Here is a 24,199-nt window from a genome sequence, read left to right on the forward strand (position 1 = left end):
TTCGTCATGGCGCAGAACGCTGATCGCACCCCCGTCCTGGTCGCCGGGGCCCGCACCCCGATGGGCCGGCTGCTGGGTTCGCTGAAGGACTTCTCCGGCGCCGACCTGGGTGGCGCGGCCATCCGGGGCGCGCTCGACAAGGCCGGGGTCACGCCCGAGCAGGTCGACTACGTGATCATGGGCCAGGTGCTCACCGCCGGCGCGGGCCAGATCCCCGCCCGGCAGGCCGCGGTCGCCGCGGGCATCCCGATGAGCGTCCCCGCGCTGACCATCAACAAGGTCTGCCTGTCCGGCGTCGACGCCGTCGCCCTGGCCGCGCAGCTGGTGCGGCTCGGCGAGTTCGACATCGTCGTCGCGGGCGGCCAGGAGTCGATGAGCCAGGCGCCGCACCTGCTGGAGAAGAGCCGCGAGGGGTTCAAGTACGGCGACGTCACCATGCGCGACCACATGGCCTACGACGGGCTCTGGGACGCCTTCACCGACCAGGCGATGGGCAACCTCACCGAGTCCGCGAACACCGGGGACCAGGGGTTCAGCCGCGAGGAGCAGGACGCCTTCGCCGCCCGCAGCCACCAGCTCGCCGCGCGCGCCTGGAAGGACGGGCTGTTCGACGACGAGGTCGTCTCGATCTCGATCCCGCAGCGCAAGGGCGACCCGATCGAGTTCAAGTCCGACGAGGGCATCCGCGCCGACACGACCACCGAGTCGCTGGCCAAGCTGCGCCCGGCGTTCAGCAAGGACGGCACGATCACCGCGGGCTCGGCGTCGCAGATCTCCGACGGTGCCGCCGCGGTCGTCGTGACGAGCAAGGCCAAGGCGGAAGAGCTGGGTCTGGACTGGCTGGCCGAGATCGGCGCCCACGGGGTCGTCGCGGGCCCCGACTCCACGCTGCAGTCGCAGCCCGCCAACGCGATCAAGGTCGCCTGCGTCAAGGAGGGCATCGAGCCCACCGACCTCGACCTGGTCGAGATCAACGAGGCGTTCGCGGCGGTCGGCCTGGCCTCCACCAAGGAGCTCGGGCTCGACCCCGACAAGGTCAACGTCAACGGCGGCGCGATCGCCATGGGCCACCCGATCGGGATGTCCGGCGCGCGCATCTACCTGCACCTCGCCCTCGAGCTCGCGCGCCGCGGCGGCGGGGTCGGCGCGGCGGCGCTGTGCGGTGGCGGGGGCCAGGGCGACGCCCTGGTCGTACGCGTGCCGAAGGCTTCGTCCTGACCGACCAGCAGGCGCGGCCCGCCCGGCGGCGACGCCGGGACACCGACGTCACCGGCCTGGTGGCGCAGGCCCGCGAGGGCTCGCCGCGCGCGGTCGCCCGGCTGATCACCCTCGTGGAGAACGCCGACCCGGCGCTGCGCGAGGTGATGGCGGCGCTCGCGCCGCACACGGGGCACGCGCGGATCATCGGGCTCACCGGCTCGCCCGGCGTCGGGAAGTCCACGTCGACGTCGATGCTGGTGCGGGCGTACCGCGACCAGGGGCTGCGCGTCGGGGTGCTCGCGGTCGACCCGACCTCGCCGTTCAGCGGCGGGGCGCTGCTCGGTGACCGCATCCGGCTGGCCGAGCACGCCACCGACCGGGGCGTCTACATGCGCTCGATGGCCAGTCGCGGCCACCTCGGCGGGCTGTCCTGGACCACGCCGCAGGCGCTGCGGGTGCTCGACGCCGCCGGGTGCGACGTGGTGCTGCTGGAGACCGTCGGTGTCGGCCAGTCCGAGGTCGAGGTCGCCGGGCTCGCCGACACCACCGTCGTACTGCTCGCGCCGGGCATGGGTGACGGGGTGCAGGCCGCCAAGGCCGGCATCCTCGAGATCGGTGACGTGTTCGTCGTCAACAAGGCCGACCGTGAGGGCGCCGACGTCACCGTGCGCGACATCCGCGGCATGATCAGCCTCGGCGACCGCACCGAGCCCGGCCTGTGGCGCCCGCCCGTCGTGAAGACCGTGGCCGAGCGCGGGGAGGGCGTCGAGGAGGTCCTCGAGGCGCTCGACAAGCACCGCGCGTGGATGGAGCAGACCGGCACGCTGCGCCAGCGGCGGCTCGACCGGGCCGCGCGCGAGGTCGAGGCCATCGCGGTGCGCACGCTGCGCGACCGGATGGGCGACGTGCGTGCGGGGCGCGGCCTGGACGAGCTGGCCGCCCAGGTCGTCGACGGCCGCACCGACCCGTACGCCGCCGCCGGCACCCTCGTCGCCGAGATCTGATTCCGCTGGCCTCGGTGGGGCGGGCAGGTGGGGTCGGTATCGACCCGAGGTGCCCGGTTTCGTCCGTTCGGGGCGGGCAGGTGGGGTCGGTATCGACCCGAGGTGGCCGGGGCCGCCGCGTAGCCTTGAGGCCATGCTCTTCGCCTTCTCCGTCGCCCCGTCCACGACCGACGACCCGGAGGGGTCGGTGAGCGCGGCCGTCGCCGACGCGATCGCCGTGGTGCGCGACTCCGGCGTGCCCTACCGGCTCGACTCGATGTTCACCACGCTCGAGGGCGAGTGGGACGAGTGCATGCCGGTGATCAAGGCCGCCTGCGACGCCGTCGCGAAGCACTCCCCGCGGGTGAGCCTGGTCGTCAAGGCCGACCTGCGGCCGGGGTTCACCGGGCAGCTGGACGCCAAGGTCGAGCGCGTCGAGCAGCGCCTGCGCGACGCCGGCGCATGAGCGAGGAGCTGGTCCTCTACACCGTCCGCCCACCGCGGCTCGCCGACGCCCCGCAGCTGGGTGAGCTGCACGTGCAGGTCTGGCGCCAGGCGTACGCCGGGATCATGTCCGAGGAGTACCTCGCCGGCCTGCGTCCGGCCGACCGGGCCGAGCGCTGGCGGGCGATCGCGGCGGAGGAGGCCGAGGGGGTCGCGGCCGCCGACGGCAAGGTGACGCGGGTCGCGCAGCACCCCGACGGCCGCCTCGTCGGCTTCGCCACGGTGGCACCGGCGCGCGACGACGAACCGCCAGTTCCGTTGGAGCTGTGGGCGATCAACGTGCTGGCCGAGTTCCACGGCACCGGAGCCGCGGGGCAGCTGCTGGCCGCGACCCTGGGCGACCGCTCGGCATACCTCTGGGTCGTCGAGGGCAACCAGCGCGCCATCGCCTTCTATCGCAAGCACGGCTTCGAGCTCGACGGGGAACGGGCCGTGCACGACGCCAGCGGGACGCCCGAGGTGCGCATGGTGCGCCGCCCCGCCTGAGGCGAATCGGTCCAGGACGACGGCGGCCGCTAGTTTGGCGCCGTGCCGAAACCGTTGCCGTTCGACCCGATCCGCCGCGCGGCGCAGCTGTGGGAGGAGCGGTTCGGCGAGGACAGCCCGGTGGCGGCGATGGCCTCGGCCACGTCGGTCATGCGGGTGCAGCAGATCCTCGTCGCCCGCCTCGACGCCGCCGTCGCGCCGTTCGACCTGACCTTCGCGCGCTACGAGGCGCTGGTGCTGCTGAGCTTCAGCCGCAACGGCGAGCTGCCGATGAGCAAGGTGGGGGAGCGGCTGATGATCCACCCCACGAGCGTGACCAACATCGTGCAGCGGCTGGCGGCGCAGGGTTATGTCGAGCGGGTGCGCAACCCGCGCGACGGGAGGGGATGCTCGCGCGGCTGACCCCGCAAGGACGTACGGCGATGGAGCGGGCCACCGAGGCCCTGCACGAGATCGAGTTCGGGCTGGGTGCGCTCGACGACGACCAGCACCGCGACCTGTTCCGGCTGCTGCACGCCGTGCGCACCGAGCAGGGTGACTTCGAGGAGGGCGAGGCATGAGCGAACGCCTGGACGTGCTGGTCTTCTACGTCCCGGTCGAGGACGCCGAGCGGGTGCTGGCGGCGGTCTTCGCGGCCGGCGGCGGCCGCATCGGTGCGTACGACTCGTGCGCCTACCGCCAGACCGGCACCGGGCAGTTCCGCCCGCTCGACGGCGCCAACCCCGCGATCGGGCGCGTCGGCGACGTCGAGCAGGTCGCCGAAGAACGGTGCGAGCTGGTGCTGCCGCGCCGGCTGCGCGCCGAGGTGGTGGCCGCGCTCGTGGCCGCGCACCCGTACGAGACGCCCGCCTTCCACGTGCTCGAGACGGCCGACATCGACAACTACTAGGACGTCCTAGTATTCTGGGGTCATGTCGACGCAGCCTGACCCCACCACCGGCCGCTCCCGCTGGGAGCAGCGCTTCGCCGCCGCGCAGAGCAAGGGGCAGGTGCGCGACGCCGACTTCACGACCCTGTCCGGCATGGAGGTCGAGCCGGCCTACGGCCCGACCAACGGCGAGGCCCCCGAGCGCATCGGCTGGCCGGGCGAGTTCCCTTACACCCGAGGGCTCTACCCCACCGGCTATCGCGGCCGCACGTGGACGATCCGGCAGTTCGCCGGGTTCGGCAACGCGGTGCAGACCAACCAGCGCTACAAGATGATCCTCGAGCGCGGGGGCGGCGGGCTGTCCGTCGCGTTCGACATGCCGACCCTCATGGGACGCGACTCCGACGACGCGCTGAGCCTCGGCGAGGTCGGCCACTGCGGCGTCGCCATCGACTCGGCGGCCGACATGGACCTGCTGTTCTCCGACATCCCGCTGCAGGACGTCACGACGTCGATGACGATCTCCGGCCCGGCCGTGCCGGCCTTCTGCATGTACCTCGTCGCGGCCGAGCGCCAGGGCGCCGACATCAGCAAGCTCAACGGCACCCTGCAGACCGACATCTTCAAGGAGTACATCGCGCAGAAGGAGTGGCTGTTCGCGCCCGAGCCGCACCTGCGGCTCATCGGTGACCTCATGGAGTTCACGACCGCGAACATCCCTGCGTACAAACCACTTTCGGTCTCCGGCTACCACATCCGCGAGGCCGGCTCGACCGCCGCGCAGGAGCTGGCGTTCACCCTCGCCGACGGCTTCGGCTACGTCGAGCTGGGCCTCTCGCGCGGGCTCGACGTCGACGCCTTCGCCCCGGGCCTGTCGTTCTTCTTCGACAGCCACCTCGACTTCTTCGAGGAGATCGCCAAGTTCCGCGCCGCCCGCCGCATCTGGGCGCGCTGGATGCGCGACGTCTACGGCGCCAAGAGCGAGAAGTCGATGTGGCTGCGCTTCCACACCCAGACCGCCGGCGTCTCGCTCACCGCGCAGCAGCCGATGAACAACGTCGTGCGCACCGCCGTCGAGGCGCTCGCCGCCGTGCTCGGCGGCACCAACTCCCTGCACACCAACGCGCTCGACGAGACGCTCGCGCTGCCGACCGACCAGTCGGCCGAGGTCGCCCTGCGCACCCAGCAGGTGCTCATGGAGGAGACCGGCGTCGTGAACGTCGCCGACCCGCTCGGCGGCAGCTGGTACGTCGAGGCGCTCACCGACAAGATCGAGGCCGAGGCCGAGAAGATCTTCGACAAGATCCTGCAGCTGGGCGGCAGCGACCTCAGCTCCGCCGACCACGCCGGCCTGGCCGCCAAGGTGCGCTCCTCGGTCGGCCAGGGCGGCGACGGCGACTGGCCGATCACCGCCGGGATCCTGCGCGGCATCGAGGACGGCTGGTTCATGTCCGAGATCGCCGAGGCCGCCTTCCAGTACCAGACGGCGCTGGAGAAGGGCGACAAGAAGGTCGTCGGCGTCAACGTGCACACCCACTCGCTGGCCAACGAGCTGGAGATCCTGCGGGTCAGCCACGAGGTCGAGCGCGATCAGGTGCGCGAGCTCGGCGCCCGGCGCAAGGCACGCTCCCAGGCCGACGTCGACGCGGCGCTGCGCACCATGACCGAGGTCGCGCGCGGCGAGGGCAACCTCATCCCGCCGATGCTCGAGGCGGTGCGCGCCGAGGCGACGCTGGGCGAGATCTGCGACGCGCTGCGCGACGTGTGGGGCGTCTACCGCGAGCCCGCACGGTTCTAGATTCCTTCTGGTTCAGCTCCTCCTCCGGGAGCCGCTTGCTGCGCTGCGCGTCTCCCGGCATCGTCGCCGAACCGCTGCGTCCAGGTGGACTGGGTACTCCTGCTCCGGGAGGCGCTTGCTGCGCTACGCGTCTCTCGGCATCGTCGCCGAACCGGGTTCCCGCCGGGGTGAACCATCGGTGAGAATGACGGCATGACTCAGCAGCCTCTGAACGCCGCGCTGCGCGGTGCGGTGGACCTGTCCGGACTGGCCAACAAGCGCCCCGACGCCGGCGGCGCCGCAGCCGGAGCCCCCGGGGCGGGCGGCGGAGGCGGCTCGACCGGCGGCATGGTCGTCGAGGTCGCCGACGCCCAGGCGTTCAGCTCGCTGGTCAGCGCCTCGGTGCGCTACCCCGTGATCATCGCGCTCTACTCCGCCTCGCAGCCCGGCACCCGCACGCCGGTCGACGAGCTGGCCACCGCCGTGCGTGCCCAGGGCGGCAAGATCCAGCTCGGCGCGGTCGACATCGACCGGGTCCCCGAGGTCGCGCAGGCCTTCGCCCAGCTCGGGCAGCAGGTCGCCCAGCAGGGGCAGCTGCCGCCCGGCACCCAGGTGACCACCGTCGCGTTCCTGCAGGGGCAGCCGATGCCGCTGCCGCCGCTGCCCGACGCCGAGGCCGCGACCCAGCTGGTCGACGAGCTGCTGAAGGTCGCCGTCGCCAACGGCATCGCCGGTCGGGTGCCCGACCCGGGCGCCGACGAGGGCGCGCAGGACGACGCCGAGGGGAGGGCGCCGAAGAGGCGCCGCTGTCGCCGGAGCTGCAGCAGGCGTACGACGCGATCGAGGCGGGCGACTACGCCGGCGCCGTGACGGCGTACGAGTCCGCGCTCGCGAAGAACCCCGCCGACGAGGAGGCGCGGCTCGGCCTCGGGCAGGTCAAGCTGCTGCAGCGCACCGAGGGGCTCGACGCCACGGCGGTGCGCGCCGACGCCGCGGCCGACCCGAGCAACCTCACGCTTGCCGCCCAGGTCGCCGACCTCGACGTGCTCGGCGGCCATGTCGAGGACGCCTTCTCGCGGCTCGTCGACCTGGTGCGCACCACCTCCGGGGACGAGCGCAACGCGGTGCGCGAGCATCTCGTGGGGCTGTTCGACATCGTCGGCGCGAGCGACCCGCGGGTGAAGAAGGCGCGCACCGCGCTGATGTCCGCGCTCTACTGAGCGCACCCCGCGCACGGTGGCTGCACGGCGAGAGCCGGCCTGGCTGAGCGCGCCCGCGACCGGCGGGCGCTCGGTCGACCTCGCGCTGGCCAGCGCGCTCGCGCACCCGTTGCCGGTGACGCTGTGGACGCCGGACGGGCTGGGCGACGCCGACGCCGCGCCGCTGGTCTGGTGCCACGACGGCCCGGAGTACGCCCAGCGCGCCGCCCTGCTCCAGTGGGCCGGCGCGCACGTCGAGGACGGTTCGCTGCCGCCGTTCCGGCTGGCGCTCGCGCAGCCGCAGCGGCGCAACCAGATCTACTCCGCCTCGCCGCGCTACCTGCGCTCGTTCGACCGCGCGGTCGCCGACCTGCGGGATCGGGTGCCGGTCGAGTCGCCCCTCGCGGTGATGGGCGCGAGCCTCGGCGGGCTCACCTCGTTGCTCGTCGCCCTGCACGACCCGGGCGTGGGTTGCGTTCTGTCCCAGTCGGGTTCGTTCTTCGAGGCCGGCGGCGAGGACCGCGCGTGGCGGTGGTTCGAGCGGGTGGTGGGCGCCGCCGACCGGGTGCGCGACGGGGCGTTCGCCGACCGCAGCGACGACCTGCTGATCGGGCTCACCTGCGGGCGCGACGAGGGCAACCTGGCCGCCAACCGGCGGATGCGCGACGCGTTGCGGCGCCAGGGGTTCGACGTCGCGTGGCAGACCGCGCGAGGCGGCCACGACTGGGACACCTGGCGCGACACCCTCGACCCGGTGTGGCCCGACCTGCTGCGCCGCGCCTGGTCCGGCTGAGCCGGACCGTCAGGCGCAGGCGGCGGAAGCGGCCTCGGGGCAGGTACGCCCACCGCCCGACCCGCGCTCGACCCGCCAGCTGGCGGTGGCGACGGTGAGCGACGTCAGGCCGAGGGCGATGGCGACCCAGATCGGTGCGCGCAGGCCGAGGCCGGCGTCGATCACCAGCCCGCCGAGCCACGGGCCGGCGGCGTTGCCGACGTTGAAGGCGGACACGTTGACCGAGGCGGCCAGGGTCGGAGCCTCGCCGGCGAAGGCGAAGACGCGGCCGTTCAGCGCGGCGGCGATCGAGAACGAGGTCGCGCCGAACAGGAACGTCGCGACCACCACGCCGACCGGGGACCCGGCGAGCGTGACGAGCGCCAGCAGCGCGAGCACCATCGCCCCGAGGCTGACGAACACGTTGAGCAGCAGGTTGCGGTCGGCGAACCGTCCACCGATCGTGACACCCACGAACGTGCCTACCCCGAAGAGCAGCAGCACCAAGGGAACTCGCGAGGCGGAGATGCCCGACACGTCGGTTAGCAGGGGCGCGAGGTAGGAGAAGCAGGCGAACACGGCCGCCTGGAAGGTCGCGGTGGTCGCCAGAGCGAGCCACACGCGGCGGTCACGGAAGGCGGCCACCTCGCGGCGGACCAGCACCCGCATCGGCGTCGACGCATCGGCGTGCTCCTGGGCGGGAACCATCACCCGCAGCACCACCGTCACCGCGAGCGTGGCAACAGCGACGGCGACGAACGCCGCCTGCCACCCCAGCTGCTCGCCGATCCACGTGCCGAGCGGGACGCCGAGCACGTTGGCCAGGGTGAGCCCTCCGACGATCGCTGCGAGTGCCCGGGCCGTCTGGCCCGGCCCGGCGAGGCGTACCGCGATGACCGCGCCCACGGCCCAGTAGGTCGCGCACGCGACGGCGGCGACGACACGGCCGACCAGGATGGCGGCGTACCCGTCGAACGCCAGCGGGAGCAGGTGCACCGCCGCGAAGACCAGCGCGGCTCCGAGCAGCGTCGCGCGGCGGGGGAGGCGCAGGGTGGCCAGGGTCATCAGCGGCGCGCCGAACGTCATGCCGAGCGCGAACGCCGTGATGAGCAGGCCCGCGCGCGCGATGGACACGTCGAGCCCCGCGGCCAGCTGCGGCAGCAGCCCGGCGAGCATGAACTCCGAGGTGCCGATGCAGAAGGTGCCGAGCGCGAGCACGTAGACGGCCAGCGGGAGGCGGGTGCGGGTGGGTGAGGTTTGGGTCGCGAGGGACACGACGGGACCTTTCTGGACGGATCGGTTCAGAAACATGCCGGGCGTCGATGCCGAGCAGTTCGGGCGGGGCGGGGGTCAGAGGAGCGAGAGGAGCGTGTGCAGTGCCTTCGTGTGGGCCGCCGGGTCGCTGCTGACGCGGGCGCTGATCTGCAGGCCGCTGAGCGTGGCATGGACCACGGCGGCGAGCTCGGCGGCAGGAGTGGTGGCGCTGATCGACCCGTCGTCCTGGCCGCGGGCGATCAGCGCGGCGACCACCGCGCGGAAGCTGTCGAAGCTCGCCCGCGAGAGCGCCGCGATCTCGGGGTCGCTGTCGCCGAGCTCGACGGCAGCGTTGATCGCCATGCAGCTGCGCCGCTCGGGGCTGTCGCACTGCGCATGGAGCACGTCGCCGAGCAGTGCGGCCAGCACCTCACGCCCGGTGCCCGCGCGGTCGAGGTAGTCGCCACGCTCCGCGGCGCGCAGCTCGTCGTAGCGCTCGAGCGCGCGGCGGTAGAGGTCGGACTTGCAGGTGAAGGTGTTGTAGAGGCTGCTGCGGGACAGGCCGGTGGAGGTGCACAGGTCCTGCGTGCTCGTGGCGGCGTAGGTCCCCGACCAGAACGTCTCGAGCGCATGGTCGAGCGCGCGCTGCTCGTCGAACTCCTTGTGCCGGGCCACGGGCTGAGCCTGGCACGTTCTGTACCGATGTGTCCAGAATCGGTCTCGTCAGGCGTCGGACGACCTCGCCCAGATGTTGATGCCCGCGTCGACCGCGTGCTTGTCGATCTTGGCCAGCTCGGCGTCGTCGAACGCGAGGTTGTCGAGCGCACCCACGCTGTTCTCCAGCTGCTCCACGCTCGAGGCGCCGACGAGCACCGACGTCACCCGCGGGTCGCGCAGCACCCACGCCAGCGCGAGCTGCGCCAGCGACTGGCCACGCGACCGCGCGATGCGGTTCAGCGCCCGGATGTGCTTCAGCGCCGTGTCGTCGATCATCTTCGGGTCGAGCGACTTCCTTGTGCCGCACGGGAATCGGCGGGAATCCCCTTGAGGTACTTGTCGGTGAGCATGCCCTGCGCCAACGGCGAGAACGCGATGCAGCCGACACCCTCCTCGCCGAGCACGTCGAGCAGGTCCTCCTCGACCCAGCGGTTGAGCATCGAGTACGACGGCTGGTTGATCAGCAGCGGAGTGCCCAGGTCGCGCAGGATCCGGACCGCCTCGCGGGTGCGCGGCCCGGAGTAGGAGGAGATGCCGACGTAGAGCGCCTTGCCCTGTCGCACCGCCGTGTCGAGCGCGCCGAGCGTCTCCTCCAGCGGCGTGGTGTCGTCGAAGCGGTGGCTGTAGAAGATGTCGACGTAGTCCACCCCCATCCGGGAGAGCGACTGGTCGAGCGAGGCGAGGACGTACTTGCGCGAGCCGCCGCCCTGGCCGTACGGCCCCGGCCACATGTCGTAGCCCGCCTTGGTCGACAGGATCAGCTCGTCGCGGTAGCGACGGAAGTCCTGGGCGAAGACCGTGCCGAAGTTGCGCTCGGCCGAGCCGTACGGCGGGCCGTAGTTGTTCGCCAGGTCGAAGTGGGTGATGCCGAGGTCGAACGCCCTACGGAGAGTAGCCCGCCCGCGCTCCAACGGGACGTCGTCGCCGAAGTTGTGCCACAGGCCGAGCGAGACCGCGGGCAGATCGAGACCGCTCCGCCCGCAGCGGCGGTAGAGCATCGAGTCGTAGCGCGAGCGGTCGGCCTGGTAGTCGTCGGCGTGCAGCGTCATGCCCACCATCCTGGTCCCGGTGTCAACGCTCCGCCGCCGGTGCCGCCCCGGGGTGCGCGCCCCGGGGTGCGCGCATGAAACCCGGTCAGGTGCAGATGACCCTGATGCATCGAGGTCAGACGGACGTAACCGGGTTTCATGCGGCGTGGGGGTGTGCGGGGGTGTGCCGGGGGTCAGGCGGAGGCGGGGACCTCACCGTCAGCCCGTACGTCCTCGTTGGCTCCCGCGACGGGCGCCGGCTCTCCCCGCAGCTGGGTGGCGACGAGCAGCGCGGCCGCCGCGACGACCGCTGCGTCGACGCCGATCGCCACGCGCAGCGCGCCCAGCGACTCCAGGGAGCCGACCGTCGTGGCGACCGCGCTCATGACCGGGACGCCCATGGCGACACCCACCTGCTGGGTCATCGTGGCGAGGCCGGTGGCCAGGCCCTGCTCGTGGTCGGGCAGCCCGGAGGTGGCCGCGACCATGAAGCCGACGATCACGCACACGTGGCCGATCGCGCCGAGGAAGGTGGCGCCGAGCACCAGCCAGATCCAGCCCACCGCGGGGCCGACGAGCAGCAGCAGCGCGGTGAAGACCGCCTGCACAGACAGCCCGCCGACGAGCGCACCGCGCACCCCGAAGGTGGCGATGACCCGCGGCCCGGTCACGCCGCCGAGGATCGCGCCCAGCCCGAGCCCGCCGAGCGTGAGCCCGGTCTGCAGCGGGGTCAGGTCCAGCACGTGCTGCAGGTAGAGCGTCAGCAGGAAGACCAGCGAGCTCTCCATCGAGAAGGTGACGAAGCCCGCGGCGTTGCCCCAGCCGATGGTGCGCCGGCGCAGGATCGCGGTCGGCACCAGCGGGTGCGGGTGGTGCGACTCGGCGCGCCAGAACGCGACGAGCAGCACGACCGAGGCCAGCATCGCCGCGACGGCCCACGGGTCGGTGAAGCCCTCCTCGCCGGCGCGGGTCACGCCGAACACCAGGGCGAGCAGGCCGGTGGTCACCAGCACCGCCCCCGGGACGTCGAGGGGCGACCGTTCGCGGTCGGCGCTGTCGGTGAGCAGCAGCGGCGCGAGCAGCACCACGACCGCGGCGACGGGCACGTTGACCAGGAACGCCCAGCGCCAGCTCAGCAGGTCGGTGAGCACGCCGCCGAGGATCGCGCCGGCGGTGAAGCCGGTCGACATCATCACGCTGTTGAGGCCGAGCGCGCGGGCACGCAGCGGACCCTCCGGGAACGAGGTCGTCAGCAGCGACAGGCCGGCGGGGGTCACGGCCGCGGTGGCGAGGCCCTGCGCCACCCGAGCCGTGAGCAGCATGGCCGGGTTGGTCGCGAGTCCGCCCACGAGAGAGGCGATCCCGAGCGAGGCCATGCCGATGAGGAAGATGCGCCGGCGGCCGACGTAGTCGCCGACCCGGCCGAGCAGCAGCGTGAACCCTGCCGCGCACAGCGCGAACGACGTGGCGATCCACTGCAGGTCGGCCTCGGCGAAGCCCAGGCCGGCGCCGACGGTGGGCAGCGCGACGTTGAGGATGGAGAAGTCGACGGCGAGCATGAACTGAGAGGCCAGCAGCAGCAACAGGATCAGCAGCTGCTTGCGGGTCATCGAGGTGGGGGCCTCGACGGGTGGTGCGGCGGTCACGGGGATCCCCTTCGGGGTCGACGGTCGTGGAACGACCACCAACCTCGGCCCGCGCGGCCGGGCCAGCCAGACCCCCGCGCTGCCTACCCACCGCGTGACTATCACTGACAGGGACAGGCAACCCCGGGCGTACGTCCGCACAATGGTGGGCATGACGACCGAGCTGGGCGAGTTCCTGCGGATCCGACGGGCCGCGATCAACCCCGAGGACGTCGGCGTGGTGTCCTACGGCGCGCGCCGGGTCCCCGGTCTGCGCCGCGAGGAGCTGGCGCAGCTGGCGGGGGTGAGCGCGACGTACTACACGCGGCTGGAGCAGTCGGCGTCGCACAACGCCTCCGACGGCGTCATCGACGCGCTGGCCCGGGCGCTGTCGCTGAACCCGCAGGAGCACGAGCACCTGCGCCGGCTGGCCCACCCCGAGCCCGGTCGGGTGCCGCGGCGGCCCAAGCCGACGCAGGCCCGCCCGGAGACCGTGGCGATGATCAGGTCGATGCACAACCCGGCGGTGATCCTCGACCACTGCAACGACGTGCTGGCGTGGAATCCGTTGGGGCACAAGCTGATCGGCTACCAGACCTGCTTCGAGCACCCGCGGCAGACGCGCAACCGGCCCAACCTGCTGAAGATGTTCTTCCTCGACCCGGACGGCCGCGACCTGTATGTCGACGCCGACCAGGTCGCCAAGGACATGGTCGCCTTCCTGCGCTTCTCCTCCGGCAACAACCCCGAGGACCCGGCGCTCACCGCGCTGGTCGGGGAGCTGTGCCGCAAGAGCGACGAGTTCGCCAGGCTGTGGTCCAAGCACCTGGTGCAGGACTGCGGGTTCGGCGTGAAGCGCTTCCAGCACCCGCTGGTCGGGCGCATCGACGTGGCGTTCGAGGTGCTCAGCCTCTCGGACAGCACCCACCGCATCGGGATCTATCACGCCGAGCCCGGCACGCCGGCCGCCGACGGGCTGGAGCTGCTCGCCCGCAGCTGAGCGAGCGCGTACGTCCTGCGCGGCTCGTTCGACAGGCGGACCCGTTCCCCGTGAACGCTGTGCGCGGCCTCACCCGTAGGACAGGATGTCCCCGTGGACGGCGAGCGGACCCAGCTCCAGGTCCCGGGCACCGACGTCGAGCTCGGGGTGATCCGGCACGGCCACTGGGGCCGGCCGGTGCTGGTCTTTCCCAGCGAGGCCGGGCGGGCCGAGGACTTCGCCGGCAACGGCATGGTCGAGGCGGTGCGCGACCTCGTCGACGGCGGGCGGGTCAGCTTCTTCTGCGTCGACTCCGCCGACCGCTGGTCCTGGTCCGACAACGCCGCCACCACCGAGGAGCGCGCGCACCGGCACCAGGCGTACACCCGGTGGCTGGAGCACGCCGTGGTGCCGTGGATCCGCGGCCAGGTGGGCGACCAGGCGCCGCCGCTGATGACCCTCGGGGTCTCGCTCGGCGCCTACCACGCGGTGCACTTCACGCTCACCCACGCGCACGTCGTCCCGCTCGCGATCGGGATGTCCGGCAGCTACGACGTGACCAGCTGGCACGGGCACGGCGAGCACGGCGACGCGACCTACTTCGCCAACCCGATGAGCTATGTCGCCGGCATGCACGGCGAGCACCTCGAGTGGCTGCGCCGGCACGCGTCGGTCCTGCTGACCGTCGGGCAGGGGCCGTTCGAGGTGCAGCCCACCCGCGCGCTGCCGTCGACGCAGGAGCTCGCGGAGCTGCTGCAGCGCAAGGGCATTCCCTGCGAGCTCGACCTGTGGGGCCACGACGTCGCGCACGACTGGCCGTGGTGGCGCAAGCAGCTGGCCCATCACCTGCCGCGGTTCTGCTGACCGCCGAAGCTGCCCGAGAGTCCGCCGAACCGAGCGAAGGAGCACGATGACCGAGCATCTGATCGGACTGCTGCTGGGGGCCGAGGAAGACTGGCCCCAGGCGCTGGAGGAGCTCGTGCGCCGAGTCGGCCCGATCGCCGGGCCCGACGGCGACAAGCACGAGCTGCGCACCGAACGGCTCACGATCGAGCCGTTCAACCTGCGCTCCACGCCACGGCAGCAGCTGGTCATCGATCGGTTGGCGCACTGGTACTACCACCCGCGCGAGTGGCTCAAGAAGGCCGCGCTGATGGACGACGTCTACCTGCTCAACAGCCCGTTCACGTTCCAGTCGATGGAGAAGCACTCGGCCTACTGCGCCCTCATGCGGCTCGGGATGCACGTGCCCGAGACGGTGCTGGTGCCCTACAAGAACCCCCTCGACAACGTGCGCTGGGCCTACACCTCCTCGAAGTACAACCGCTCGTTCGACCTCGACGCGGTCGCGGCCGAGCTGGGCTACCCCATGTTCATGAAGCCGTTCGACGGCGGCGCCTGGCGCGGCGTCTCGATGATCCGCGACGAGCGCGACCTGCACCAGTCGTACGACGACTCCGGCGAGATGCTCATGCACCTGCAGAAGGCCGTCGACGGGTTCGAGGTGTTCGCCCGGGCGCTCACCATCGGCCCCGAGACGATGGTCATGAAGTTCCGCCCCGACGAGCCGATGCACGAGCGCTACGCGGTGTCGTACGACTTCCTCTCGCCCGAGGTCGGGCAGGAGACGGTGACGATCGCCCAGACGGTCAACGCCTTCTTCCGGTGGGAGTTCAACTCCTGCGAGATGCTGGTCAAGGACGGCGTCGTCTACCCGATCGACTACGCCAACGCCTGCCCCGACGTCGCGCTCACCTCGCTGCACTACTACTTCCCCTGGGCCATCAAGAGCCTGCTGAAGTGGTCGGCCTACTGCGTGGTGTTCGACCGCACCGCCAAGACCCAGATCGACACCGGGCCGTGGTTCGAGGTCGCCGACGACGACGCGCTCGACTACGGCGCCAAGCTCCAGGCCTACCAGGAGCTGGCCGACGACCACTTCGAGACCGAGCGGTACCGGGAGTTCGTCGACGACGCCCTCGGGCACGTCGACGAGATGGTGCTCGACTGGGTCGTGTCCGACGACTTCGACCGGCTGCTGGTCGAGACGGTGCGCTCGACCTACCCCGCCCACGAGCACGAGAAGTTCCTCGGGCACTTCCGCGGCCTCACCGGGCTGTGGGCCAAGGACGAAGCCGGCCGGCTGGGCTGATCGACGTGCAGATCGGCATTCCGCGGGAGACCGCGACGGGTGAGACGCGCGTGGCCGCCACCCCCAAGACCGTCGGGCAGATCCGCGACCTCGGCTACGACGTGGTCGTCGAGTCGGGTGCGGGGGAGCGGTCCTCCTACCCCGACCAGGCGTACGCCGACGCGGGCGCGACGATCAGCGACGCCGCCGCCGTGTGGGCGAGCGACGTCGTGCTCAAGGTGCGCGCGCCGTCCGAGCCCGAGGTGGCCGCGCTGCGACGCGGGGCGACGCTGATCTCGCTGCTCAGCCCGGCGCTGTCGCCGGAGCTGGTGCAGCGGCTCGCCGACCAGGGCGTCACCGCGCTCGCGATGGACGCGGTGCCGCGCATCTCGCGCGCGCAGTCGCTCGACGTGCTCTCGTCGATGGCCGGGCTCGGCGGCTACCGCGCGGTCATCGAGGCGGCGCACGAGTTCGGCTCGCTGTTCACCGGGCAGGTGACCGCCGCCGGGAAGGTGCCCCCGGCCCGGGTCTTCGTGATCGGTGCGGGCGTCGCCGGGCTGGCCGCGATCGGCACCGCCTCCAGCCTGGGCGCGGTGGTGCGCGCGTTCGACGTGCGGCCCGAGGTGGCCGAGCAGGTCGAGTCGATGGGGGCCGAGTTCGTGCGCCTCGACGTCGACGCCTCCAGCGACTCCGGCTATGCCACCGAGCTCACCGGCGACGCCGAGCGGATGACGATGGAGCTGTATGCCGCCGAGTGTGCCGCCGCCGACATCGTCATCACCACGGCGCTCATCCCCGGGCGGCCCGCGCCGCGGCTGATCACCGCCGAGACGGTGGCGGCGATGCGGCCAGGCTCGGTGATCGTCGACATGGCCGCGGCCAACGGCGGCAACTGCGAGCTGTCCGAGCCCGACCGGATCGTGTTGAGCGACAACGGAGTTCGCGTCGTCGGCTACACCGATCTGCCGGGGCGGCTGCCCACGCAGGCGTCGCAGCTGTTCGGCACCAACATCGTCAACCTGCTGAAGCTGCTCACGCCCGAGAAGGACGGTGAGCTGCGGCTCGACCTGGACGACGTCGTACAGCGGGGGCTGACGGTCACCCGCGACGGCGAGGTGCTCTGGCCGCCCCCGCCGGTGCAGGTGTCGGCCGCCCCGGCGCCGGCGAAGGCCGCGGAGCCGGTCGAGACCGAGCCGCCCCCGCCGCCCGACCCGCGGCGGCGATACGTCGCGATGGCGCTCGGCGCGGCGCTGTTCGCGCTCGCCGCGGCGTTCGCGCCGGCATCGTTCCTCGGGAGCTTCACGGTGTTCGCGCTCGCGGTGATCGTCGGGCTGTACGTCATCTCCAACGTCGCGCACGCGCTGCACACGCCGCTCATGGCCGAGACCAACGCGATCAGCGGCATCATCCTGGTCGGCGCGCTGCTGCAGGTGGGCAGCGACGACCTGCTGGTGCGCACGCTCGCGTTCGCCGCGGTGGTGGTCGCGAGCATCAACATCTTCGGCGGCTTCGCGGTGATGGGCCGCATGCTGCGCATGTTCACCCGGGACGACACCCGATGAGCGGCAACCTGGTGCAGGCGGCGTACGTCATCGCGGCCGTGCTGTTCGTGATGTCCCTCGCCGGGCTGTCCAAGCACGAGACGGCCAGGCGCGGGAACGCGTACGGCGTGATCGGGATGGTCGTCGCGCTCGGCGCGACGATCTGGCTGGCGGCCGACCGGGCGAGCAACCCGGGGCTGACGGTGCTGCTGATCGCGGTGGCGATGTCGATCGGCGCGGCGATCGGTCTGTGGCGCGCGCGGGTCGTGCAGATGACCGAGATGCCGCAGCTGATCGCGATGCTGCACAGCTTCGTCGGCCTCGCGGCGGTGCTCGTGGGCTACAACTCCTACCGCGAGTCGCACGGGCTGACCGGCGCCGAGGCCAACGTGCACCTGGTCGAGGTGTTCCTCGGGGTGTTCATCGGTGCGGTCACGCTGTCCGGCTCGGTCGTGGCCTTCCTGAAGCTGTCGGCCAAGATGTCGTCGAAGCCGCTGATGCTGCCGCGCCGGCACCTGCTCAACCTGCTCGCGCTGATCGTCTGCGCCGGGCTGCTGGTGTGGTTCGTCGCGGCGCCGTCGTTCGTCCCGCTGATCGCCATGACCGTGATCGCGCTCGCCTTCGGTTGGCACCTGGTCGCCTCGATCGGTGGCGGCGACATGCCCGTCGTGGTGTCGATGCTCAACAGCTACTCAGGGTGGGCCGCGGCGGCCGCCGGCTTCATGCTCGGCAACGACCTGCTGATCGTCACCGGAGCGCTCGTGGGCGCCTCGGGTGCGATCCTCAGCTACCTGATGTGCAAGGGCATGAACCGCTCGTTCGTGTCGGTGATCGCCGGCGGGTTCGGTTCGGACGGAACGGTTTCCGGCGAGGAGCGCGACTACGGCGAGCACCGCGAGACCTCCGTCGACGAGGTGGCCGAGCTGCTGCGAGAGGCGAGGTCGGTCGTCATCGCGCCCGGCTACGGCATGGCGGTGGCCCAGGCGCAGTACCCCGTCGCCGACCTGACCTCGCGCCTGCGCAAGGCCGGCGTCGACGTGCGCTTCGGCATCCACCCGGTCGCCGGCCGGCTGCCCGGCCACATGAACGTGCTGCTGGCCGAGGCGAAGGTGCCCTACGACGTCGTGCTCGAGATGGACGAGATCAACGACGACCTCCCCGAGACCGACGTGGTGCTGGTGATCGGCGCCAACGACACGGTCAACCCCTCGGCCGCCGAGGAGCCCGGGTCGCCGATCGCGGGGATGCCGGTGCTGCACGTGTGGGAGGCCAAGGACGTCGTCGTGTTCAAGCGTTCGATGGCCACCGGCTACGCGGGGGTGCAGAACCCGCTGTTCTTCCGCGACAACACCCGGATGCTGTTCGGCGACGCCAAGGAGCGGGTGGAGCAGATCGCCGCGGCGCTCTGAGCGGTCGACGCCCCTTCGTCAGGGGGTGCTGCTGACCACCCAGGCGATGCCCGCGGCGAAGCACAGGAGCATCGCGAGCCCGGCGTACGCCATCGGCCGGCGCGGGTTCGCCCGTCCCTTGCCTCGACGGAGCCAGGCGAGCGCGATGCCGACCACGGCGAGCGGGATCTGCGGGGCGGCCGCGAGCACGCTGCCGCGTGCGACGCCCGTCTCGCACGCGACCTGCGCGCAGTCCACGGCCAGGACCCGCGAGCTCATGCCCACCCACGACAGCACCAGCGCCAGCAGGGCCAGGATGATCGCGGCGCCCTCGATGTTCTGCTGCGGCCCGGGCTGCTGCGACTCGCTCTGCTGCGGGCCGGATTGATCGGGAGTCGCCACGGCCTCAGCCCTCCGGGGTCTCGACGACGGCCTCGTGCTGGCGCTTGATGATCTCCAGCACCGTCTCCGGCACGTCACGCTCGGCCGGGTCGAGCCGCAGGCCGACCGCGTCCGAGCCGTCGGTCGCACCTGCGTCGCCCGTCGGTCCGAGCAGCACCAGGTGCAGCGTCTCGGGGGCGGCGATCTCGAGGTAGTCCTCGAAGAACAGGCTCGGGATCTCCTCGGCGATCACCGCGTCGAACCCGGCGGCGCGGTAGGTGTCGGCCAGCACCAGACCGCCGGCGTAGCGGAAGAGCAGCTGCTCCACCGCCTCGCTGCTCGGCTCGTCGCCCACCTCGGCGCGACCGCTGACCACGACGTCGCCGACGACCTCGCCGTCGATGAACACCGCCTTGGTCAGCGTCTCGGCCAGGGCACGCCCGACCGTGGTGCGCGCCGGCTCGGCGCTGCTGATGACGAACAACCGCCCCGTCTCGGTCTGGTCCTCCACGGGCGCCACTCTGGCACAGGCGCGCTCAACCCAGCGCCGCGCCCACGACCTCGCGCGCCTCGGCCTGCACCTGCTCGAGGTGCTCGGGGCCGCGGAAGGACTCGGCGTAGATCTTGTAGACGTCCTCGGTGCCCGACGGGCGCGCGGCGAACCAGGCGTTCTCCGTGGTGACCTTCAGCCCGCCGATCGCGGCGCCGTTGCCTGGCGCCTCGGTGAGCTTCGCGGTGATCGCCTCGCCGGCGAGGGAGTCGGCCTCGACGTCGTCGGGCGACAGCGCCTTGAGCTTGGCCTTCTGCGCACGGTCGGCCGGTGCGTCGACCCGGGCGTAGGCCGGATCGCCATGCGCCGCAACGAGATCGGCGTAGTGCTCGCTGGGGCTCTTGCCGGTGGCGGCGAGGATCTCCGAGGCGAGCAGCGCCAGGATGATGCCGTCCTTGTCGGTGGTCCACACGGTGCCGTCGGTGCGCAGGAACGACGCACCCGCCGACTCCTCGCCGCCGAACCCGACCGAGCCGTCGAGGAGTCCGGGCACGAACCACTTGAACCCGACGGGCACCTCCCACAGCTCCTTGCCGAGGTCGGCGGCCACCCGGTCGATCATCGAGGAGGAGACGAGCGTCTTGCCGACGCGGTCGGAGCGCCAGCCGGGCCGCGCGCCGCCGTAGAGGTACTGGATCGCCACGGCGAGGAAGTGGTTGGGGTTCATCAGGCCGCCGTCGGGCGTGACGATGCCGTGCCGATCGGAGTCGGCGTCGTTGCCGGTGGCGATCTGGAACTCGTCCTTGCGCGAGATCAGCGACGCCATGGCGTACGGCGAGGAGCAGTCCATCCGGATCTTCTCGTCCCAGTCCAGCGTCATGAACCGCCACGTCGGGTCGACCAGCGGGTTCACCACGGTCAGGTCGATCCCGTGCCGCTCGGCGATCTCGCCCCAGAAGGCGACGCTCGCACCGCCCAGCGGGTCGGCCCCGATGCGGATGCCGGCCTCCTTAACCTTGGCCAGGTCGACGACGTTCGGCAGGTCGTCGACGTAGGTCCCGAGGAAGTCGTACGTCTGCGCGGCCGCGCGCGCCCGCGCCAGCGAGACCCGGCGCACCTGCTCGTCCTTGCCGCGCAGGTAGGCGTTGGCGCGGTCGGCGATGACCGTCGTGGCGTCGGTGTCGGCCGGGCCGCCGTGCGGCGGGTTGTATTTGAAACCGCCGTCGGCCGGCGGGTTGTGCGACGGCGTGACGACGATGCCGTCCGCGAGCCCGATTCCCTTGCGGCTCAGGTCTTTTCCGCGGTTGGCGCGCAGGATCGCGTGCGACACCGCGGGCGTCGGAGTGAACCCGTCGCGGTCGTCGACCAGCACCGTCACGTCGTTGGCCGCGAGCACCTGCAGCGCCGACGACCACGCCGGCTCGGACAGCCCGTGCGTGTCGCGGCCGAGGAACAGCGGCCCGTCGATGCCCTGCTCGCGGCGGTAGTCGCAGATCGCCTGCGTGGTCGCGAGGATGTGCCCCTCGTTGAACGCCCCGGCGAACGAGGAGCCGCGGTGCCCGGAGGTGCCGAACGTGACCTGCTGGTCGACGTCGTCGGGATCGGGCTCGGTCATGTAGTACGCCGTGACCAGCGCGGCCACGTCGACCAGGTCGCGCGGCTCGGCCGGCTGTCCTGCACGGGAGTCACTCATCGTCGCCATCCTTCGTTCGAACCATCATCGGGGTCTCGATACGGCCTCCGCAGGCTCCGGCCTACTCGACCGGCTTGGGTGCCTCGACCGGCTTGGTGGCCTCGACCGGCTTGGTGGCCTCGGCCGGCTTGGTCGTCTCGACCGGCTTGGTCGTCTCGGCCGGCTTGGTCTCCTCGGGGACGAACCACACGGTCGACAGCGGACCGAGCGTGACGCGGGCGGAGGCGGGCTGGCCCTGGTGCGGCTCGGCGACGGCCTCGACCGCGCCGAGGTTGCCGGCGCCGCTGCCGCCGTACGCCTCGGCGTCGGTGTTGAGCACCTCCAGCCAGCGGCCCTGGTGCGGCATCCCGATGCGCAGGTCCTGACGCTGCGACCCGCTGAAGTTGCAGACCGCCACCACGCTCGGCCGGTCGGCGCCCTCGCCCTCGCCGTAGCGCACGAAGGCGTACGTGTTCCCGGCCGCGTCGTCGGCGTCGAGCCACTGGAAGCCGTCGGGGACGTGGTCGTACTCCCACAGCGCCCGGTGCTCGCGGTAGATCCGGTTGAGGTCCTTGGTCAGCGCGTGCACGCCCCAGTGCGCCGGCTGGTCGAGCAGCCACCAGTCGAGGCTGCGCCCGTCGGCCCACTCGGCCTCCTGCGCGAACTCGGTGCCCATGAACAGCAGCTGCTTGCCGGGGTGGGACCACATGAAGCCGAGGTAGGCGCGCAGGTTGGCCAGCTGCTCCCACCGGTTGCCGGGCATCTTGCGCAGCAGCGAGCCCTTGCCGTGCACGACCTCGTCGTGGCTGATCGGCAGCACGAACTTCTCGCTGAAGGCGTACGTCAGCCCGAACGTCATCTTGTGGTGGTGGTACTTGCGGTAGACCGGCTCCTTGGCGAGGTACTCCAGGGAGTCGTGCATCCAACCCATGTTCCACTTCAGGCCGAAGCCCAGGCCGCCGTCGCTCGTCGGTGCGGTGACCCCCGGCCACGAGGTGGACTCCTCGGCGATCGTGACCACGCCGGGCACCCGCTTGTAGACCGTCGCGTTGGTCTCCTGCAGCAGCTGGACGGCCTCGAGGTTCTCCTTGCCGCCGAACTGGTTCGGCACCCACTGGCCGTGCCCGCGGGCGTAGTCGAGGTAGAGCATCGAGGCGACGCCGTCGATGCGCAGCCCGTCGACGTGGAACTCCTCGAGCCAGTAGACGGCGTTGGCGACCAGGAAGTTGCGCACCTGCGGCCGGCCGAAGTCGAAGATGAACGAGCCCCACTCGGGGTGCCAGCCGCGCCGCGGGTCGGGGTGCTCGTACAGCGGGGTGCCGTCGAAGCGGGCCAGCGCCCACTCGTCGGTGGCGAAGTGGCCGGGCACCCAGTCCAGGATCACGCCGATGCCGTTCTGGTGCAGCGTGTCGACGAGCTGCTTGAAGTCGTCGGGGCTGCCGAACCGGGCGTTCGGGGCGTAGTAGCTGGTGACGTGGTAGCCCCAGCTCGGCGGGTAGGGGTGGTCCATGACCGGCATCAGCTCGACGTGGGTGAAACCCAGGTCCTTGACGTAGTTGACCAGGTGCTCGGCCAGGTCGAGGTAGCCGTGGTCCTGGCGCCAGCTGCCGAGGTGGACCTCGTAGGTGCTCATCGGCCCGTGGTGCGGGTTGTGCTCGACCCGTCGCCGCATCCACTCCTCGTCGTCCCACTCGTGGGTCGAGTCGGTGACGACCGACGCCGTCTGCGGAGCCACCTGCGCGCGCCGCGCCATCGGGTCGGCCTTCGCGCGCCACTCGCCGTCGGCGCTGAGGATGTTGAACTTGTACGCACTCCCCGGCTCGACGCCGGGCACGAACAGCTCCCAGACGCCCGAGCTGCCGAGCACCCGCATCGAGTGCCCGCCGCCGTCCCAGCGGTTGAAGTCGCCGACGACCTGCACCGCGCGGGCGTGCGGCGCCCACACCGCGAACGAGGTGCCGCGCACCTCGCCCAGCTCGCTGGGATAGGTGCGCACGCGGGCGCCCAGCACCTGCCACAGCTGCTCGTGCCGGCCCTCACCGATCAGGTGGATGTCGATCTCGCCGAGCGTCGGGAGGAAGCGGTAGGGGTCGTCGGCGACGTGCTCGACGCCGTCGTCGTACGTCGTCACGACCCGGTAGTCGGGCACCCCGTCGCCGGGCACCAGGCCCGACCAGATGCCCTCGTAGTCGTGCTGCAGGTCGACCGTCTCGCCGTCGGCCAGGCGCAGCTGCACGCGGTCGGCGAGCGGGCGCAGCACGCGCACGGTCGCTCCGTTCTTGCTCGGGTGCGCCCCGAGGAGGAGTGCGGCCCGCGGTGCAGCCCGCGCAGCAGCAGGTCGGCCTCGGCGTGGTCGAGGGGGCCGGACCCGAGCCGTCGGCGCGCTCGTCGCCGGTGGTGGGCGCGGGCGCGGCTGCGGGGGCGGCGGCCCGGCCGGGCAGCGGAGCCGCGAGGCGACCCTGGCCCCCGCCGCGTGCGAGGTAGACCGACGACGCGGTGGAACCGGTCCGCGCACCTGTGGTGGTCGGCGAATCTCCTTGCGGTCGTTCGGTGTTCATGTCATCTCCAGTCGACTGTGCGGTGGCCAGACGGTCCACCGCAGCACGCGGGATCCCGACCCAGTCGGGCCGGTGGCGGGTCTCGTAGACGAGCTCGTAGAGCGCCTTGTCGAGCTCGTACGCCCGCAGCAGCGGGTCCTGCTCGCTCAGTCCGCCGTCGGCGGCGTAGCCCTCGAGGAAGGCGGTGCGCGCGTCGCGCGCCCAGGCCGTGCGGTCCAGGCCGTCGGTCTGCTGGACCGACCCGGCGGCGTAGTCGAACGAGCGCAGCATGCCGGCCACGTCGCGCACGGCGGCGTCGGGCTCGGCCCGCTCGGCCAGCGGCCGCAGCGGCTCGCCCTCGAAGTCCAGCAGTACCCAGCCGAGGCCGGGGGCGTCGAGCACCTGCCCGAGGTGGTAGTCGCCGTGCACCCGCTGCAGCGGCGGCCAGTCGGCCGACTCCAGCCGCTGGAAGACCCGCTCGACGGCGTCGCGGTGCTCGGCCACTGACGGGTCGGCCGCGATCGCCTCCTCGAGCCGGGCGCGCATCCCGGCGATGGTGCCGGCGACGCGCTCGGCGTCGGCGTCGGCGGTCGGCTGCCCCGCGGCGAGCTGGGCGTGCACGTCGGCCGTCGCCTCGCCGAGCGCGCGCGCCTCACGGGTGAAGTCG

23 protein-coding genes and 1 pseudogene are annotated in these 24,199 nt (G+C 72.0%); 16 read left to right on the forward strand and 8 right to left on the reverse strand.

The window, feature by feature from the left end:
• Nucleotides 1-6: 6 nt before the first annotated feature.
• The 11 genes from QUE40_RS04480 to QUE40_RS04530 all read left to right on the forward strand — a co-directional run bounded on the left by QUE40_RS04480 (nt 7) and on the right by QUE40_RS04530 (nt 7,810).
• Nucleotides 7-1,218 (forward strand): acetyl-CoA C-acetyltransferase, encoded by a 1,212-nt coding sequence (locus QUE40_RS04480; RefSeq protein WP_142004585.1) that lies wholly within the window; start codon nt 7-9, stop codon nt 1,216-1,218.
• 56 nt (nt 1,219-1,274) lie between these two features.
• On the forward strand, nt 1,275-2,204 hold the full coding sequence (meaB, locus tag QUE40_RS04485; protein WP_236022437.1) for a methylmalonyl Co-A mutase-associated GTPase MeaB: 930 nt from the start codon (nt 1,275-1,277) through the stop codon (nt 2,202-2,204).
• A 133-nt stretch (nt 2,205-2,337) separates the two neighbouring features.
• Nucleotides 2,338-2,649, forward strand: a complete 312-nt coding sequence (locus tag QUE40_RS04490) for a thiamine-binding protein (protein WP_142004586.1) — start codon at nt 2,338-2,340, stop codon at nt 2,647-2,649.
• Complete coding sequence (locus QUE40_RS04495) at nt 2,646-3,173, forward strand: GNAT family N-acetyltransferase (protein ID WP_142004587.1); 528 nt, start codon at nt 2,646-2,648, stop codon at nt 3,171-3,173. The genes QUE40_RS04490 and QUE40_RS04495 overlap by 4 nt, the downstream gene beginning before the upstream one ends.
• Nucleotides 3,174-3,215: 42 nt before the next feature.
• Nucleotides 3,216-3,575, forward strand: coding sequence for a MarR family winged helix-turn-helix transcriptional regulator (locus QUE40_RS04500; protein ID WP_289232430.1), 360 nt, complete (start codon nt 3,216-3,218; stop codon nt 3,573-3,575).
• Complete coding sequence (locus QUE40_RS04505; RefSeq protein ID WP_289232431.1) at nt 3,560-3,733, forward strand: hypothetical protein; 174 nt, start codon at nt 3,560-3,562, stop codon at nt 3,731-3,733. Before QUE40_RS04500 ends, QUE40_RS04505 begins: the two co-directional genes overlap by 16 nt.
• The gene (locus QUE40_RS04510; RefSeq protein WP_142004589.1) at nt 3,730-4,062 is read left to right on the forward strand and encodes a YqfO family protein; all 333 of its coding nucleotides are present in this window, start codon (nt 3,730-3,732) and stop codon (nt 4,060-4,062) included. The genes QUE40_RS04505 and QUE40_RS04510 overlap by 4 nt, the downstream gene beginning before the upstream one ends.
• A 22-nt stretch (nt 4,063-4,084) precedes the next feature.
• Complete coding sequence (gene icmA, locus QUE40_RS04515; protein ID WP_142004590.1) at nt 4,085-5,839, forward strand: coenzyme B12-dependent isobutyryl-CoA mutase large subunit; 1,755 nt, start codon at nt 4,085-4,087, stop codon at nt 5,837-5,839.
• A gap of 192 nt (nt 5,840-6,031) precedes the next feature.
• On the forward strand, nt 6,032-6,688 hold the full coding sequence (locus QUE40_RS04520; RefSeq protein ID WP_289232432.1) for a thioredoxin domain-containing protein: 657 nt from the start codon (nt 6,032-6,034) through the stop codon (nt 6,686-6,688).
• Nucleotides 6,685-7,038: a tetratricopeptide repeat protein gene (locus tag QUE40_RS04525; protein WP_289232433.1), complete on the forward strand. Its 354-nt coding sequence runs from the start codon at nt 6,685-6,687 to the stop codon at nt 7,036-7,038. Before QUE40_RS04520 ends, QUE40_RS04525 begins: the two co-directional genes overlap by 4 nt.
• 16 nt (nt 7,039-7,054) lie before the next feature.
• A complete protein-coding gene (locus QUE40_RS04530) occupies nt 7,055-7,810 on the forward strand; it encodes an alpha/beta hydrolase (RefSeq protein WP_142004592.1) in 756 nt (251 codons plus the stop codon).
• 9 nt (nt 7,811-7,819) lie between these two features.
• On the opposite strand, the gene QUE40_RS04535 is transcribed toward QUE40_RS04530, so the two are convergent.
• From QUE40_RS04535 to QUE40_RS04550, 4 genes and pseudogenes are all read right to left on the reverse strand, one after another.
• Nucleotides 7,820-9,064 carry a Cmx/CmrA family chloramphenicol efflux MFS transporter gene (locus QUE40_RS04535; RefSeq protein WP_211344520.1) on the reverse strand — a complete coding sequence of 415 codons (1,245 nt, stop codon included), beginning with the start codon at nt 9,062-9,064 and terminating at the stop codon, nt 7,820-7,822.
• A 75-nt stretch (nt 9,065-9,139) separates the two neighbouring features.
• Nucleotides 9,140-9,718, reverse strand: a complete 579-nt coding sequence (locus QUE40_RS04540; RefSeq protein ID WP_142004594.1) for a TetR/AcrR family transcriptional regulator — start codon at nt 9,716-9,718, stop codon at nt 9,140-9,142.
• Nucleotides 9,719-9,766: 48 nt separating this feature from the next.
• A pseudogene (mgrA, locus tag QUE40_RS04545) lies at nt 9,767-10,809 on the reverse strand (L-glyceraldehyde 3-phosphate reductase).
• Nucleotides 10,810-10,982: 173 nt separating this feature from the next.
• Complete coding sequence (locus QUE40_RS04550; RefSeq protein ID WP_350227069.1) at nt 10,983-12,434, reverse strand: MFS transporter; 1,452 nt, start codon at nt 12,432-12,434, stop codon at nt 10,983-10,985.
• A gap of 151 nt (nt 12,435-12,585) precedes the next feature.
• Between QUE40_RS04550 and QUE40_RS04555 the strand changes: the two genes are divergently transcribed.
• From QUE40_RS04555 to pntB, 5 genes are all read left to right on the forward strand, one after another.
• A complete protein-coding gene (locus QUE40_RS04555) occupies nt 12,586-13,413 on the forward strand; it encodes a helix-turn-helix transcriptional regulator (RefSeq protein WP_170206764.1) in 828 nt (275 codons plus the stop codon).
• Nucleotides 13,414-13,506: 93 nt separating this feature from the next.
• Nucleotides 13,507-14,256, forward strand: a complete 750-nt coding sequence (locus QUE40_RS04560) for an esterase family protein (protein WP_289232434.1) — start codon at nt 13,507-13,509, stop codon at nt 14,254-14,256.
• A gap of 46 nt (nt 14,257-14,302) precedes the next feature.
• Nucleotides 14,303-15,544 carry an ATP-grasp domain-containing protein gene (locus QUE40_RS04565; protein ID WP_289232435.1) on the forward strand — a complete coding sequence of 414 codons (1,242 nt, stop codon included), beginning with the start codon at nt 14,303-14,305 and terminating at the stop codon, nt 15,542-15,544.
• A gap of 5 nt (nt 15,545-15,549) precedes the next feature.
• Nucleotides 15,550-17,085, forward strand: a complete 1,536-nt coding sequence (locus QUE40_RS04570; RefSeq protein ID WP_289232436.1) for a Re/Si-specific NAD(P)(+) transhydrogenase subunit alpha — start codon at nt 15,550-15,552, stop codon at nt 17,083-17,085.
• Nucleotides 17,082-18,473: a Re/Si-specific NAD(P)(+) transhydrogenase subunit beta gene (pntB, locus tag QUE40_RS04575; protein ID WP_142004603.1), complete on the forward strand. Its 1,392-nt coding sequence runs from the start codon at nt 17,082-17,084 to the stop codon at nt 18,471-18,473. The genes QUE40_RS04570 and pntB overlap by 4 nt, the downstream gene beginning before the upstream one ends.
• Before the next feature lie 18 nt (nt 18,474-18,491).
• Here pntB and QUE40_RS04580 read toward each other — a convergent pair whose 3' ends face one another.
• The 4 genes from QUE40_RS04580 to glgB form a co-directional block, all read right to left on the reverse strand.
• Nucleotides 18,492-18,854, reverse strand: a complete 363-nt coding sequence (locus QUE40_RS04580) for a hypothetical protein (RefSeq protein WP_289232437.1) — start codon at nt 18,852-18,854, stop codon at nt 18,492-18,494.
• A 4-nt stretch (nt 18,855-18,858) separates the two neighbouring features.
• Nucleotides 18,859-19,344 (reverse strand): hypothetical protein, encoded by a 486-nt coding sequence (locus tag QUE40_RS04585; protein WP_289232438.1) that lies wholly within the window; start codon nt 19,342-19,344, stop codon nt 18,859-18,861.
• 25 nt (nt 19,345-19,369) lie between these two features.
• Entirely contained in the window at nt 19,370-21,016 is a 1,647-nt protein-coding gene (gene pgm, locus QUE40_RS04590; RefSeq protein WP_289232439.1) for a phosphoglucomutase (alpha-D-glucose-1,6-bisphosphate-dependent), read from the reverse strand.
• Nucleotides 21,017-21,077: 61 nt separating this feature from the next.
• Nucleotides 21,078-23,261, reverse strand: a complete 2,184-nt coding sequence (gene glgB, locus QUE40_RS04595) for a 1,4-alpha-glucan branching protein GlgB (protein ID WP_433997042.1) — start codon at nt 23,259-23,261, stop codon at nt 21,078-21,080.
• Between the last annotated feature and the right edge of the window lie 938 nt (nt 23,262-24,199).

Source organism: Barrientosiimonas endolithica (assembly GCF_030296655.1).
Lineage (GTDB): Bacteria > Actinomycetota > Actinomycetes > Actinomycetales > Dermatophilaceae > Barrientosiimonas > Barrientosiimonas humi.